At 51.2% G+C, this 14,314-nt stretch carries 14 protein-coding genes; 4 read left to right on the forward strand and 10 right to left on the reverse strand.

The window, feature by feature from the left end:
- Positions 1–47 precede the first annotated feature (47 nt).
- From mutT to nadC, 9 genes are all read right to left on the reverse strand, one after another.
- On the reverse strand, positions 48–443 hold the full coding sequence (mutT, locus tag STH12_RS20195; RefSeq protein ID WP_126169200.1) for an 8-oxo-dGTP diphosphatase MutT: 396 nt from the start codon (positions 441–443) through the stop codon (positions 48–50).
- A gap of 41 nt (positions 444–484) precedes the next feature.
- Entirely contained in the window at positions 485–700 is a 216-nt protein-coding gene (yacG, locus tag STH12_RS20200; protein WP_126169201.1) for a DNA gyrase inhibitor YacG, read from the reverse strand.
- A gap of 61 nt (positions 701–761) precedes the next feature.
- A complete protein-coding gene (zapD, locus tag STH12_RS20205; RefSeq protein ID WP_126169202.1) occupies positions 762–1,496 on the reverse strand; it encodes a cell division protein ZapD in 735 nt (244 codons plus the stop codon).
- On the reverse strand, positions 1,489–2,106 hold the full coding sequence (coaE, locus tag STH12_RS20210; protein WP_126169203.1) for a dephospho-CoA kinase: 618 nt from the start codon (positions 2,104–2,106) through the stop codon (positions 1,489–1,491). The genes zapD and coaE overlap by 8 nt, the downstream gene beginning before the upstream one ends.
- Entirely contained in the window at positions 2,106–3,020 is a 915-nt protein-coding gene (locus STH12_RS20215) for a prepilin peptidase (RefSeq protein WP_126169204.1), read from the reverse strand. Before STH12_RS20215 ends, coaE begins: the two co-directional genes overlap by 1 nt.
- Before the next feature lie 26 nt (positions 3,021–3,046).
- Entirely contained in the window at positions 3,047–4,306 is a 1,260-nt protein-coding gene (locus STH12_RS20220) for a type II secretion system F family protein (protein ID WP_126169205.1), read from the reverse strand.
- A gap of 34 nt (positions 4,307–4,340) precedes the next feature.
- Positions 4,341–6,047, reverse strand: a complete 1,707-nt coding sequence (gene pilB / locus STH12_RS20225; protein ID WP_126169206.1) for a type IV-A pilus assembly ATPase PilB — start codon at positions 6,045–6,047, stop codon at positions 4,341–4,343.
- A gap of 56 nt (positions 6,048–6,103) precedes the next feature.
- Positions 6,104–6,601, reverse strand: coding sequence for a pilin (locus tag STH12_RS20230; RefSeq protein ID WP_126169207.1), 498 nt, complete (start codon positions 6,599–6,601; stop codon positions 6,104–6,106).
- Between the two features lie 1,313 nt (positions 6,602–7,914).
- Positions 7,915–8,772, reverse strand: a complete 858-nt coding sequence (nadC, locus tag STH12_RS20235) for a carboxylating nicotinate-nucleotide diphosphorylase (protein WP_126169208.1) — start codon at positions 8,770–8,772, stop codon at positions 7,915–7,917.
- Between the two features lie 246 nt (positions 8,773–9,018).
- Between nadC and ampD the strand changes: the two genes are divergently transcribed.
- Positions 9,019–9,591: a 1,6-anhydro-N-acetylmuramyl-L-alanine amidase AmpD gene (gene ampD, locus STH12_RS20240; RefSeq protein ID WP_126169209.1), complete on the forward strand. Its 573-nt coding sequence runs from the start codon at positions 9,019–9,021 to the stop codon at positions 9,589–9,591.
- A 1-nt stretch (position 9,592) separates the two neighbouring features.
- Complete coding sequence (gene ampE / locus STH12_RS20245) at positions 9,593–10,471, forward strand: beta-lactamase regulator AmpE (RefSeq protein WP_126169210.1); 879 nt, start codon at positions 9,593–9,595, stop codon at positions 10,469–10,471.
- On the opposite strand, the gene STH12_RS21475 is transcribed toward ampE, so the two are convergent.
- Positions 10,464–10,604: a hypothetical protein gene (locus STH12_RS21475; RefSeq protein ID WP_164551263.1), complete on the reverse strand. Its 141-nt coding sequence runs from the start codon at positions 10,602–10,604 to the stop codon at positions 10,464–10,466. The two genes, ampE and STH12_RS21475, sit on opposite strands and share 8 nt — an antisense overlap.
- Positions 10,605–10,809: 205 nt before the next feature.
- Between STH12_RS21475 and pdhR the strand changes: the two genes are divergently transcribed.
- Both pdhR and aceE read left to right on the forward strand, forming a co-directional pair.
- Positions 10,810–11,562: a pyruvate dehydrogenase complex transcriptional repressor PdhR gene (pdhR, locus tag STH12_RS20250; RefSeq protein WP_126169211.1), complete on the forward strand. Its 753-nt coding sequence runs from the start codon at positions 10,810–10,812 to the stop codon at positions 11,560–11,562.
- A 72-nt stretch (positions 11,563–11,634) separates the two neighbouring features.
- Positions 11,635–14,313: a pyruvate dehydrogenase (acetyl-transferring), homodimeric type gene (aceE, locus tag STH12_RS20255; RefSeq protein WP_164551264.1), complete on the forward strand. Its 2,679-nt coding sequence runs from the start codon at positions 11,635–11,637 to the stop codon at positions 14,311–14,313.
- Position 14,314 lies beyond the last annotated feature (1 nt).

Consider the following 14,314-nt stretch of genomic DNA (forward strand, 5'->3'; position numbering starts at 1 on the left):
TTACGCCACAGCTAACGTAACACCTCAGTAATGCCTGCAGAGAAAGTTCAGCTAAAGTCTTGCAGTATTTTATCAAGAATCGGCTGGTTGGCATCCGGGAACTGATATGTGCCTATGTCCTGCATTGACACCCATTCGATTTGTTGCCCTTCGATACCGCTAGCTTCACCACTGAAGTCTTCTACGAGATGAATATCCAGCAGTACCTGCTTGTCAGGATAATCGTGGCTGATTTCCATATAAGGTTGGCTGGTGTGTACCGTCAGGCCAACTTCTTCTTTTAGCTCGCGTTTGAGGGCTTCTGAGGTGGTTTCACCGGCCTCGACCTTGCCACCGGGAAACTCCCATTTTCCACCCTGATGCAGATGGCCATGACGCTTCGCCAGCAAGATGTGCGAGCCTTGTTTAATGATGCCTACGGCAACGTGAACACGTTTGGTCATACGATGACTCTTTGATAGTAAGTTTGGGAATGGGCTTGGGGTCAATCGGGTGCTTTGAAGAAGTCTGCTTCTTCATAACCGAGCTGATCCAGCAGCTCTTCGCTGATGTCATCTTTTACTGGAATGGCATGCTTCTCTGAGGCCCAATCTCCCAAGTCAATCAGTTTGCAGCGTTCACTGCAAAATGGCTTGAAGGCGGAGGAGGCGTCCCAGGTAACAGGCTTTTGGCACTGGGGGCACTTAACCGTCAATGTCATGAGAAAAACCTTTTTGGATGGAATAACAATCCCAAAATGGGGAAGCCTTATGGTAAAGCCTTCAGGCGCAGGTCGCCAGTTTAAAGGCGATGGTCTTATCTGAATGACGTTGATCGGCGAATTGAACGAAGTGAATGGCATAGCGGGTTTTATGGCCGCTTATAGTAGGATAGCAGCCTTGTGCCGGGTCAATCTTCACCCGAATGAGCGACAGTGGCTGGGCATTGGTGCCCTGATAGAAGCCGCCGGCAGCGGTTGCATTCTGGTATTCAGCGGTGCTGCGGATCAGCGAGAGCAACAGGCTTACCGGTGTAAGCAGCGGCGTAAAGTGTTCTACCCACTGTTGATATTCGCCTCTGCGCTCTTCCCAGGGTTTGGCAAGCCAATAATGCAGTTGAGGCAGGTCGAAGTTACAACAAGCACCTGGCATGCCAAAACGTTGCCTGAGAGCACTGAGAAATCTGTCCTGCTTGAGGGCACTGCCGATCCGGGATGGGTTTTGCAACAGCTCTCGCGCCTTGGAGAGGCCATCGATATATTCTTGTACCTGAACGGAGTCAACGTGAGGGAGTACCTGCCACTTGGCCAGGATGAAGAGTTGTTTATCAATTTCTTTAAGAAGATCACCGCGGTAGTCGCAGCGTTCATTGAGCTCAAGCAGCGAAAATAAGGGGTAGAAACAGCGCTGCTGATGGTCATTATCCAAATTGTGTTGAACTTGCTGAGCAAGGTATTCAAGCCGCAGATAGCTGCGGATTTTTTCATTCAAGGGTTGCTCATAAATCAGTTCAGTCATTTTTTGTCTTCGATGCTGCCAATGCCAGATATTTCTGGTGCAGGAGATCAACCTGCTTTTCCAGCTCGGCAATCACTCCCCGGTTATCGATAATGTCATCAGCCATGGCAAGCCTTTGTTCGCGGCTTACTTGACTGGCGACGATACTGGCGACTTGATCTTCGCTCACGTTATCTCGTTTGGCGGTACGACTGATTTGTAGTTCGGGTGAAATATCAACCACCAAGGTACGATCGACTAACCTATCTAACCCATTTTCAAATAGCAAGGGTACGACCAAAATTACATAGGGCGAGTCGGCCTTTTTTGCCGAAGACAGCATGGTTTCGCGGATCATCGGGTGCAGCAAACTATTGAGCCAAAGCCGCTCGTTCTCGTTGGCAAAAATGTACTGGCGTAACTTGGCGCGATTAAGCGTGCCATCGGGCTGGAGAATCTCGGCTCCAAAGTGCTTTGCTATTGCATGAAGTCCGCTCGAGCCTGGCTCAACCACTTGCCGGGCAATAATATCCGCATCTACCAGGTCAATGCCACGGGCATGGAATAGGTTGGCGACGGTTGTTTTGCCGCTGCCAATACCACCGGTGAGCCCAAGCAGATAGCTGGCCATCACAGGCTTCCCAGGTACCAGGTAACGATGTCATTCCCCCACACAAGTGCTATCCAGCCTGCGGCAGCTATATAGGGGCCGAATGGAATTGGATTCTCCCGTTTATGGCTTTTCCAAACCATCATCGCGATGCCTACAAGGGCGCCGACGAGGCTCGAGAGCAGGATGATAAGCGGCAGCATTTGCCAGCCAAGCCAGGCCCCAAAGAGTGCCATCAACTTGAAGTCACCATAACCCATGCCTTCCTTGCCGGTGGTAATCTTAAATAGCCAATAAACCGACCAAAGCGACAGGTAGCCCGCAACGGCACCAATCAGTGCATCCTCTAGACTGGTGAAAAGGTCTTGGTAATTCAGCAGCAATCCAAGCCACAGCAGAGGCAGCGTAAGGCTGTCGGGCAGCAGCATCTCATCCAGATCGATACCTGACATAGCAATCAGACCGAAGGTTAACAAGGCTGATGCCGCAAATTCCCATGTAGGGCCAAAATGCCACGCGAGAGCGGCAACAGCGACACCTGTAAATGCTTCAACAATGGGGTAGCGACTGGATATAGGAGTTTTACATGAGGCACATTTGCCACCAAGCATGAGCCACCCCAGAACCGGCAGATTGTGCCAAGGCTTGATGCCGTTGCCACATTTTGGGCACGAGGAGCCTGGGACAATCAGGTTGTAACGTGCGGGATAACCATCAATGGGCTTTTCCAGATTTGCTTTTCCAAGTTTTTTAAAAAGCTCAGGCTGGTACTCTTCCAGATAGGCATTACATTCCTGCTGCCACTCTCTTTTCATCATGACGGGAAGGCGATGAATGACGACATTCAAAAAACTGCCGATGGTGGCTGCAAAAATGAATGCGAGCAAAATAAAGAGCCAGAGGTACTGGCTCATTAAGGAGATTAATTCGGTCATTGCTTATCATTATATAAACGAGTGGATTATCCTACCACGTTACCCATCTGGAAGATTGGCAGGTACATGCCTACGATCAATCCACCAACCAAGGTGCCAATTACAACCATCATAATGGGTTCGATTAGACTGGACAAACCATCGACGGCATCATCTACTTGCATTTCATAAATGTTGGCAATTTTATTGAGCATATTATCGAGAGAGCCTGACTCTTCACCAATCATTACCATCTGAATCAGCATGTCTGGGAAAAGGTTTACCGTGCGCATAGCGACGTTCATTTGCATACCGGCCATTACCTCGGTGCGAATTTTTAAGAGCGCTTTACGGTAAACTGCGTTACCAGAAGCACCAGCCGCAGATTCCAAGCCATCAATGAGGGGCACGCCAGCAGCAAAGGTGGTGGCCAAAGTGCGGGCAAAACGAGCCATGGCAGCTTTATGTAAAATATCTCCGATTACAGGTATCTTTAACACAAACTCGTCTTGCCGATCCCTTACAACTTGAGAGTTTCTGTGTGCCCTTATGTAGAGCCAGACTGACGCAACAATCGCGGTGAGGAAGAAATACCAAGATGATTGCAGGAACCTCGAGATATTAATGATCATTTGGGTGAATGCTGGAAGTTCTGCACCAAAACTCTTAAAAATATCTTCAAATTGCGGTACTACGAAAAGTAGCAGTAGGGTTGTTACCGCAATGGCTACTACCACAACTGCGGCGGGGTAGAACATAGCTTTCTTAATTTTTGATTTTAGTGCCTCTGCTTTTTCTCTATATGTGGCAATGCGGTCGAATACCACATCCAGAGAACCAGAATGCTCACCTGCTGCTACCAAGTCAACATAGAGATCATCAAAATAGATACGGTGAGGTCTTAGAGCATCGGAGAGAGGAATACCAGCTTGGATATCATTTAAGATAGTACCTAAAAGTTCTCTCATTTTAGGCTTTTCATGCCCTTTTCCTAAAATATCGATGGTCGTCACTAAAGGGACGCCTGCCATTAACATGGTTGCTATTTGACGGGTGATCATAGCGATATCCATCGCATTGATTTTTTTATTGCCTTTTCCGAAGAGACCCTCAGATTTTTTTCGAACTAATTTTGGATTAATGCCCTGATTCTTCAGAATAGTTTTAATTTCGGCAACCGATGTCCCTCTCAGCTCGCCACTGGACTTTTTACCGTCACGGTTTAAGCCTTTCCATTCAAAGTTATACACTTTGGGCTGCTGTTTTGAGGCGGCTTTTTTTGACTTGGTCGCGGCCACGGTTGCCATGTAACGCCTTCCTTAGTTAATTGTAGATTCTAGATTAGAAACTGGTTACCCGGTTCACTTCTGTGATGCTGGTAACGCCTTGGACGACTTTTAAAAGGCCCGATTGCCTGAGGTCCCTAATGCCCTGCGTTTTGGCCATTCTGGCAATCTCCAGTGAGTTGCCACCCTCCATAATAACCCGGGCAATCTCGTCAGACATGGGCATCACTTCATAAATACCTACGCGGCCTTTGTAACCACCAGAGCAGAGGTCGCAGCCGCAGGGCTTGAATACAGTAAAACCTTCTGAAATCTGCTCCGGCGAGAATCCTAGTCGTTCAAGCTCATGCTGTGGGATCTCTTCTGGTTGCTTACACTCCGGACATAGTCTACGGGCAAGACGCTGGGCAATGATGAGATTCACGGAGCTTGCTATGTTGTAGCCTGGAACACCCATGTTCAGAAGACGTGTTAATGTTTCTGCCGCTGAATTCGTGTGCAGAGTTGAAAGCACCAAGTGGCCGGTTTGTGCTGCTTTGATGGCGATTTCAGCAGTTTCTAGATCACGGATTTCCCCGACCATCACCACATCAGGATCTTGACGCAGGAAGGAACGAAGGGCTGAAGCGAATGTGAGACCCGCTTTATTATTAATATGAACTTGGTTAACACCTTCCAAGTTAATTTCCACCGGGTCTTCGGCGGTGGAAATATTGCGCTCTTCGGTATTGAGGATATTAAGACCCGTGTAGAGGGATACGGTTTTACCCGAGCCGGTGGGGCCGGTTACCAAAATCATACCCTGAGGTTTGGCTAGATTGTCCAGATAGAGTTGCTTTTGGTCTGGCTCATACCCCAGCTTCTCAATGCCGAGTTGGGCAGAGGATGAGTCCAGAATACGCATTACAATTTTTTCGCCCCAGAGCGTAGGTAGGGTGCTTACACGGAAATCGATGCTCTTGGTACGACTGAGTTTCATCTTGATACGGCCGTCCTGAGGCAGCCGTCTCTCAGCAATATCCAGTTTTGACATTACCTTTAGTCGGGCGGATATACGACCCGAAAGGTTTATCGGTGGCTCAGAAACTTCATGAAGGATCCCATCAATACGAAAGCGAATGCGATAGCGCTTTTCATAGGGCTCAAAGTGCAAATCTGATGCACCACGCCTAATGGCATCTGTTAGGATTTTATTAATGTAAATTACGATAGGGGCATCATCTGCACCTTCGTTGTCATTCTCGGGGCGTTTATCAGTATCAGCAACCTCAATGCCAGCTAGTGAGTCCTCGTCAATCCCACTTAAGTCCAGCGCACTAATGTCCTCTTCGAGGATTTTCTCAAGGGCTGCAACTAGTTTGTCATCTTCCACCAATATTGCTTCAGCATGCAGGCCTGCGGAAAACTGAAAGTCTTCGAGGGCGGCAATATTGGTTGGGTCAGATGTGCCTATATACAGCCTATTACCACGCTTAAACAGTGGTAAGCAACGGTGTTTTTCGATTAATTTGCGATTAAGGAATTCCTCAGGGATGCTCTTAATATCAAATTCGACTAAATCCAGTAGTGGAGTTCCATACTCCTCGTAGCACAGTTCAGCAATTTCCCTCGCCGACAGTAATTTGCTGGCCACCAAGGTGGTGACCAGCGAATGCCTGTTTTTACGCGAAAGTGCGACGGCCTCCGACAGTTGCTCCTCTGTGAGTAGCTTCTTACGGATAAATAGCGTCGATAATCCTAAGTGGAGACCAGTAGTTGGCATTAATTGACCTTGAATATAGGGGCTCTGCTAAAGCGCCCCTATGAGACTTAATGCTTTTAGCACAGACCGGCAGCTTTACAGGTGCTGTCTGCAGCATTCACTGCCCACACAATGGAACCTAAGTACTTGCCGGCAGCATCCTGTTTCGGAGTACCTTCAAGAACATAGGTGTAGCTATTACCGTCGAACACTGCTTCAGAGGTCACAGTGATGGTGAAAGGACCTTGTGGATTAGCAACGTCAGGAGTGGCGGGATCATTGTCATCATCATACAACGCGGCGTCGATTAATACCGTTTGTACAGACGGTGCGTTGGCCCAGCCAGTTGACGCTTCATCTAAAGTGTCACAGTTTGCGCCGGTTTGGTAACAGACATCCATGGCAGTTTTAGCCGGAGTCGAGGCCAAAACAACTTCACTGAACTTTGCACGCTGAGTGTAAGTTTTGTAAGCAGGCAGCGCGATGGCGGCCAGGATACCGATGATGGCTACTACGATCATCAGTTCAATCAGGGTGAAACCCTTGGCGTTCTTGTTTAAAGTGATACCTTTCATTTCTCTCTCCGTTAATTGCAATGCTGTGTGAGGTAGTGTGTGTTAAACCTCAGCAACAGCGCAAAAAAGTTGCCTTCGTTGTGGTCGATCTTTATCACCCGTCCCGTTCTGCTAAGAGCTGGTTTGGTGAGACTTCCCACAGCAAGGTGTTGGCGTCACTCCTGTGGTGCCCTGTCATGCAAGCTTGAGCAGTTAAAGTGTAATGCATCATTTACTACCTGTAAAAAGCGCGCTACGCGTGCTAAAGCTTACGTCTTCCTCGACGACACTTGCACTTTCCAGCTTATGCGGCCGCAAACATTGAGTTTGCATAAGATGGAGAAGGCCTGTTAACCAATTTGGGCTTAGCGTCCACTCAGTTGGATAGCATGTGCTGCTGCACTTGTTATCCTCAAAGCTTGGTCCAGCCCCGTGTTTTCACCCTGGATGTGGCCTTGCCCATTACTGGATCCGTTCACATCTTGGTTTGTTATTGCCCCGAAGTTCATTCTGTTAAGAATGAGCGTTTTGCTATGAATTAACCTTTGACCGCTTGCTGCACCGGCGGCTAGGAAGTAGCCGATGCTGCGCGCTGCTAACTGTTAATACTCAGCAAACAGACTGCAGGGTAGAAACCGATTTTGGCCCTTCTGGCTATCTCGGTATCCAGTACCTTAGGCGTTGCCTGTCTCACTTGTAAACAAATTGTAGTGGTTTGCTCGCTGAACCCAGTTTGCTTGCCTCCTACACTTCGTTAGCTAGCCAAGTTGCCGCATAACGTACTTTATTCCGGTAGTGCGGTAAAGCGGCACTCCCAAGACTCGGAAGTTCACCTGCATTTATAGTGCTTTAGTATGAACCCCTGCTGAAGGCACAAGATCCAATGATTTAAAACACCCTAAATTTGCTGCTTTTTTGCACTGGCCGGAAAGGCCATTGAGCCTTGGGTAAAAGTTAGTACAAAGTTTGCGAAAATGAAACAGGAAATTGCACGAAAGTCGTCGCTATTCACTTAATTTATCTAAAGTAGTTTGTTTGGTGTACGGTTTGTTCTAACAATTTTTTGACTGCGTTCGAAAGGGTGACGGTTTTCTGTTCAAGGTCAAAAAACTGTCGTAATTTGCGGGTTGAACCTGTGTCAAAAAGGGCAGGGGTTTTTGTTGAAGAATGAAACCTGAGACTGATGGGAATTTGAAGTAATTCACTGCGGTCAGCCGCAGTGGCAGAATAATCTGCATTCGGGGTCTATCAAGCTAAGCGTTCAGAATATCGAGCAAAAATAAAAATTGCTGTTGGTTGCCTGTATGAATCACAGGCAACCAATGTCAATCAAATCAGTTCTTTAAGCGAAGTGATAAGTCCATGGCACGCACATGTTTAGTGAGGGCGCCCACCGAGATAAAATCCACGCCGGTTTTGGCAAACTCGCCCAGGGTATCCAAGGTCACGTTACCGGACACTTCCAGTTTGGCCCCGCCGCCACGAGCTTTGTAGCCATCATTGATGCTGACTGCTTCGAGCATCATGGTGATGTCGAAGTTATCCAGCATAATGATGTCGCTGCCGGCGTCCAAAGCCTGGGTCAGTTCATCCAGGCTCTCTACCTCAACTTCCACCGGCTTGGTTGGATGCAGAGTCCGGGCTTTGTCGATGGCAGCTTTGATGCCACCGCACGCCATGATGTGGTTTTCTTTAATCAGAAAAGCATCATAGAGACCGATGCGATGATTTTTACCGCCGCCGCAGGTAACTGCGTATTTCTGCGCGGTTCTGAGCCCCGGAATCGTCTTGCGGGTATCCAGCAACCGGCAATTCGTGCCTGCCAGCTTATCCACATAGATTTTGGTCAGGCTGGCTACGCCGGAAAGCGTCTGGATAAAGTTCATCGCAGTGCGCTCGCCGGTGAGGATGGCACGGGCGGGACCAGACAGCTCACATAGTACCTGATTGGGCACCACCAGATCGCCATCATCCACATGCCAGTGAATGGCAACTGTACCGCCCAGCTGGTTGAAGACTTGCTCGGCCCAGGCCTTGCCGCAGAAAACCCCTTCTTCTCGGGTGATCAGAGTGGCTTCGGCAATCTTGTCTTCGGGGATAAGCTCGGCAGTAATATCGGCGTTGGCGCCGCCCTGACCCAGATCTTCATCCAGTGCGGCTTTAACTGCGAGTCTGATGTCATTTTCCAGCATGACGACTTCCTTGAATTTAAGTGAGCGTTGTATCTATTGGCGTTAAGAACAGGCGACAAACCTTTGCGGCAAAGGATACCACGTATCGGTTCTTATCTAGAAGTGAAGCAGACCTCCTCAAAGCCAACCTCCATGGTTGCCTGACCGGCATCTGCTGGCAATTCAGATTATGGCTGGAGAACATAAGTAAAATCGCTACAATAATCAGGCATTAGCCAGATACAGGTGGAGGCTCGATAAGCTGCGATGACAACGGCAACGTGGGAAAATGGGTGGTATGCCGATGCCAGGCGAAGCCCCTCAGCCTTTTTTAATCAGCGTCCCCTCGGCGAGGTGAGCCTGCTGGTGATCCACAATATCAGCCTGCCGGCCGGGCACTTCGGGTTGCCGCACATCGAAGCCTTGTTCACCGGTTGCCTCGATTGCCATGCGCATCACAGCTTTGCCCAGCTCAAGGGGCTGGAGGTGTCGGCGCATTTTCTTATCCGCCGCGACGGCGAGCTGGTGCAATTTGTTTCCTGTGATGACCGGGCCTGGCACGCCGGGGTGTCCTCGTTTGAGGGGCGTACAAATTGTAATGATTATGCGGTAGGCATAGAGCTTGAAGGCACCGACAATTCGCTTTACACCGATGCGCAATATGCCTGTCTTGAAACCCTGACAAAGGCTATGATGGCCAAATACCCGGCCATTACGCCTGAGCGGATCACCGGCCACAGCGAGATAGCCCCCGGGCGCAAGACCGACCCCGGTCCGGGATTTGATTGGCAGCGTTACTTAACCGGTCTGACTCCAATCAACCAGGGAGAGGAGATTTAACATGGCACTGTTTTCATTGTTGATGGCCATTCTGGCCGAGCGCCTTAAGCTGTTGCCGGAGTCCTGGCAATTCGACTCGTTACAAACCTGGCTGCACCAACGTCTGTTTGGTGGAGATGACTTTTATTCAGGCAAGGTTTCAGAATTCAAAGTGCTGGCGGCGCTACTGCTGCCTGCACTTCTGGTGTATCTCGCCATTTCCCTGGTCGAGGGTATGGTGTGGGGGCTGGTATCGCTGGCTGTGTGGGTGCTGGTCGCCATGGTTTGCTTCAGCCATCAGGAACAGCGCAGTGCCTTCAAGCGCTATATTCAGGCCGCTTGTCGTGGTGATATCCAGGCCTGTTATCGCCATGCAGCAGAGCTGGATTGCTCCTCCTGCCTCGAGGCGGTGAGTGCCGATGAGCTTGGGCTCAAGGTCGGACAGAGTGTGGCCTGGATTAACTACCGTTTTTATGGCGCTGTGGCGCTTTATCTGATTGTGCTTGGTCCGGTCGCGGCCGTCCTTTATTGCACAGTGCGTTTTTATGATGTGCGTCAAAAGGCGCAGCAGCAGACCACCGCTGAGTTCAAACTGCCTTATGTTGATGCCATTCTGACGGTGCTCGATTGGTTGCCAAGCCGCTTATTTGCCTTCGGCTATGTGCTGACGGGGCATTTCCACTCGGCCTTCAGTCGCTGGCAAAAGCTGGCGTTCAATGCATCGTCTTCGGCGCGGCAAATCATTACCGAAACCGCCACCGAGGCCGAAACCATTCCAGCCCCCAGCGCCGCACCCGTGTGTTTGCAGCCAACTCTGGTGCTGCTTGGGCTGAGTAAACGTAACTTTGTGTTGCTGCTGGCGCTGGCATCGCTGCTGACAATATTTGGCTTTATCAGTTAACCACCAATAAAATGCTGGCAGATTGACGCAGCCCAAGGCTCTGGGCAGCTGATATAGCGGAGGCGCCGAGTAGACGCCGACCAGGTTGCTGCTCAGCGTCGCCAATCATCTTCAGACCCGTGCCAAAGGACATGGCCAAAGCCTGCGATTTACGCCTTCTTGAAGAGGCTATTTCAGGCTTTCATAAATTGGTCTGACCCCATGACAATTTTTTTCCGCTATCCTCTCTTGTCGTGGGTGATATCGATCACTGTATGGACTTTAAAACTGTGATTTGATAAAGTGCGCTCACTCGCATAAATTGGTAAGACCAATTTACAATGGAGCTGAGGGCCCACATGGCATATAGCAAAATCAACCAGCCGAAGATCTCAGATGTGATCATGCAGCAGCTCGAGCGCATGATCCTCGAAGGCAGTCTCAAGCCCGGCCAAAAACTGCCCCCCGAAAGGGAGCTGGCCATTCAATTCGAAGTTTCCCGTCCTTCCCTGCGCGAAGCCATCCAGAAACTGGAGGCCAAAGGCCTGCTGATGCGTCGTCAGGGTGGTGGCACCTATGTAAAGGAACAGCTGTGGCAAAGCATGGCTGATCCCATAGTGGAGCTCATGCAGAGCGACACCGAAAGCCAATACGACCTGCTCGAATTCCGTCATGCCACCGAAGGCATGATGGCTTACTTTGCCGCCCTGCGCGGTACCGATGCCGACATGCAAAACATCCAGCGGATGATCCTCGAAGTGGAAGAGGCCAAGGATATTGAAGGCCAGGCCGCTGCCATCGTGCGTTTTTATCGCGCCGTGGCCGAAGCCTCCCACAACGTGGCCATGTTGCATCTGGTTTTAAGTTTAACTCCGGTGCTTCACAAGAATGTGGCACAAAACCTGGAGCTTCTGAGCCGCCGCGAAGAAGCCTCCCGCATGGCGAACGAACACCGCCGGGCTCTGCTTGCCGCCATTGTTCGCCGCGATCCCGAAGCGGCCCGCGAAGCCTCGAATGAGCACTTGAGCTACATCGAGGAGGTCATGCTGGCCGTGAGGGAAGAAGACAGCCGGTTGCAGCGCAGTCTGCGCCGATTAAAGAGCGGCGCCTGATAACTGGGATGGCACTTCGCCAGTACCCAGTCAGCCGCTTTCCTATAAATATGTATAAATAAGGACAGTCTCATGTCTGAACCTATGCAAAAAAATTCAGTGCTACAAGACTTAGACCCAACCGAAACCCAGGAGTGGCTTGCGGCCCTCGAGTCCGTCGTTCGTGAAGAAGGCGTAGAGCGTGCCCAGTTCCTGCTGGAGCAAGTGTTGGAGCAAGCCCGTCTTGACGGTGTAGACATGCCCACCGGCATCACCACCAACTATGTGAACACCATTCCGCCTACCCAGGAGCCAGCTTACCCTGGCGACACCACCATCGAGCGCCGTATCCGTTCCATCATCCGCTGGAACGCCATCATGATCGTACTGCGCGCCTCCAAGAAGGATCTGGAGCTGGGTGGTCACATGGCCTCTTTCCAGTCGGCGGCTGCTTTCTACGAAGTGTGTTTCAACCACTTCTTCCGCGCCCCTAACCACAAAGATGGCGGCGACCTGGTGTACTATCAGGGCCACATTGCCCCCGGTATCTACAGCCGCGCTTTCCTCGAAGGCCGTCTGACCGAAGAGCAGCTGGACAACTTCCGTCAGGAAGTGGATGGCAAGGGTATTTCTTCCTACCCGCACCCCAAGCTGATGCCTGAATTCTGGCAATTCCCGACTGTATCCATGGGTCTGGGTCCTATCTCTGCTATCTATCAGGCGCGTTTCCTCAAGTACCTGAACGGCCGTGGCCTGAAAGACACCACCGAGCAACGCGTATACGCCTTCCTCGGCGACGGTGAAATGGACGAGCCGGAAAGCCGCGGTGCCATCTCCTTCGCTGCCCGTGAGAAGCTGGACAACCTGTGCTTCCTCATCAACTGTAACCTGCAGCGTCTCGACGGCCCGGTAATGGGTAACGGCAAGATCATCCAGGAACTCGAAGGCCTGTTCAAAGGCGCCGGCTGGAACGTGATCAAGGTAGTGTGGGGCAGTGGCTGGGACAAGCTGCTGGCCAAAGACACCACCGGCAAGCTGCTGCAGCTGATGAACGAAACCGTTGACGGTGACTATCAGACCTTCAAGGCCAAAGATGGTGCCTACGTGCGTGAGCACTTCTTCGGTAAGTACCCAGAGACTGCTGCTCTGGTTGCCGACATGACCGACGAAGAAATCTTCGCCCTCAAGCGCGGTGGCCATGAGCCATCCAAGCTGTACGCGGCATTCAAGGCTGCCCAGGATACCAAGGGCCGTCCAACTGTGATCCTGGCCAAGACCGTAAAAGGTTACGGCATGGGCGATGCTGCCGAAGGCAAGAACATCGCGCACCAGGTGAAGAAGATGGACATGTCCCACGTGGCCAAGCTGCGTGACCGTCTGGGTCTTGGCGACCTCATCAGTGATGAATCTCTGGTTAACCTGCCTTACATCAAGCTCGAAGAAGGCAGCACTGAGCACAAGTACCTGCACGCCCGTCGGGAAGCCCTGCTCGGTTACACGCCAAAGCGTCTGCCTAACTTCACCGGCGAGTTTGTTGCCCCTGAACTGACTGAATTCCAGCCGCTGCTGGAAGAGCAGAAGCGTGATATTTCTACCACCATGGGCTTTGTTCGTACCCTGAACATCCTGCTCAAGGACAAGAATATCGGCAAAAACATCGTGCCTATCATCGCCGATGAAGCCCGTACCTTCGGTATGGAAGGTCTGTTCCGTCAGATTGGTATCTACAACCCATACGGCCAGAACTACATCCCTGAAGACCGCGATATCGTGTCTTACTACAAGGAAGACACTTCAGGCCAGGTACTGCAGGAAGGTATCAACGAGCTGGGCGCCATGTCGTCATGGGTTGCCGCTGCCACCTCGTACAGCACCAACAACCTGCCGATGATCCCGTTCTACATCTACTACTCCATGTTCGGCTTCCAGCGCGTGGGCGATATGGCGTGGATGGCGGGCGACCAACAGGCGCGCGGCTTCCTTTTGGGTGCCACTGCCGGTCGTACCACGCTGAACGGTGAAGGTCTGCAGCACGAAGACGGTCACAGCCACATCCTGGCAGGTACCGTACCTAACTGTATTTCTTACGATCCGACCTTCGCGTACGAAACAGCCGTGATCATTCAGGACGGTATCCGCCGCATGTATGGCGAGCAGGAGAACGTGTTCTACTACCTGACCCTGATGAACGAAAACTACGCCATGCCAGCCATGCCGGAAGGTGCCGAGGAAGGTATTCGCAAGGGTATCTACAAGCTCGAAAGCCATGAAGGCAAGAAAGCCAAGGTACAGCTGATGGGCTCAGGCACCATCATGAACGAAGTACGCAAAGCTGCAGTCATCCTGGCTGAAGAATACGGCGTAGGTTCTGATGTGTTCTCAGTGACCTCGTTCAACGAGCTGGCCCGCAACGGTCAGGACTGCGAGCGTTTCAACATGCTGCACCCAGAAGCTGACGCCCGCGTACCTTACATCACTACAGTGATGGGCAACGAGCCTGCCATCGCTGCGACCGACTACATGAAGAACTACGCCGAACAGGTACGTGCCTTCATGCCAAGCGTGTCTTACAAGGTGCTGGGTACCGACGGTTTCGGTCGCTCTGACAGCCGCGCCAACCTGCGTCGTCACTTCGAAGTGAACGCCGGTTACGTGGTGGTTGCAGCCCTGAACGAGCTGGCCAAGCGCGGTGACATCGAGAAATCTGTGGTGGTTGCGGCCATCAAGAAATTCGATATCGACACCGAGAAGATGAACCCACTTTACGCGTAAG

This window comes from Shewanella khirikhana, from assembly GCF_003957745.1.
GTDB classification, from domain to species: domain Bacteria; phylum Pseudomonadota; class Gammaproteobacteria; order Enterobacterales; family Shewanellaceae; genus Shewanella; species Shewanella khirikhana.

What these genes read in the sequence shown, in the direction of transcription:
- zapD (WP_126169202.1), bottom strand. Translation starts at nt 1,496, where the DNA reads ATGACTGAACTGATTTATGAGCAACCCTTGAATGAAAAAATCCGCAGC.
- pilB (WP_126169206.1), bottom strand. Translation starts at nt 6,047, where the DNA reads ATGCCAACTACTGGTCTCCACTTAGGATTATCGACGCTATTTATCCGT.
- STH12_RS20215 (WP_126169204.1), bottom strand. Translation starts at nt 3,020, where the DNA reads ATGACCGAATTAATCTCCTTAATGAGCCAGTACCTCTGGCTCTTTATT.
- pdhR (WP_126169211.1), top strand. Translation starts at nt 10,810, where the DNA reads ATGGCATATAGCAAAATCAACCAGCCGAAGATCTCAGATGTGATCATG.
- mutT (WP_126169200.1), bottom strand. Translation starts at nt 443, where the DNA reads ATGACCAAACGTGTTCACGTTGCCGTAGGCATCATTAAACAAGGCTCG.
- nadC (WP_126169208.1), bottom strand. Translation starts at nt 8,772, where the DNA reads ATGCTGGAAAATGACATCAGACTCGCAGTTAAAGCCGCACTGGATGAA.
- ampE (WP_126169210.1), top strand. Translation starts at nt 9,593, where the DNA reads ATGGCACTGTTTTCATTGTTGATGGCCATTCTGGCCGAGCGCCTTAAG.
- ampD (WP_126169209.1), top strand. Translation starts at nt 9,019, where the DNA reads ATGACAACGGCAACGTGGGAAAATGGGTGGTATGCCGATGCCAGGCGA.
- STH12_RS21475 (WP_164551263.1), bottom strand. Translation starts at nt 10,604, where the DNA reads ATGTCCTTTGGCACGGGTCTGAAGATGATTGGCGACGCTGAGCAGCAA.
- STH12_RS20220 (WP_126169205.1), bottom strand. Translation starts at nt 4,306, where the DNA reads ATGGCAACCGTGGCCGCGACCAAGTCAAAAAAAGCCGCCTCAAAACAG.
- STH12_RS20230 (WP_126169207.1), bottom strand. Translation starts at nt 6,601, where the DNA reads ATGAAAGGTATCACTTTAAACAAGAACGCCAAGGGTTTCACCCTGATT.
- yacG (WP_126169201.1), bottom strand. Translation starts at nt 700, where the DNA reads ATGACATTGACGGTTAAGTGCCCCCAGTGCCAAAAGCCTGTTACCTGG.
- aceE (WP_164551264.1), top strand. Translation starts at nt 11,635, where the DNA reads ATGTCTGAACCTATGCAAAAAAATTCAGTGCTACAAGACTTAGACCCA.
- coaE (WP_126169203.1), bottom strand. Translation starts at nt 2,106, where the DNA reads ATGGCCAGCTATCTGCTTGGGCTCACCGGTGGTATTGGCAGCGGCAAA.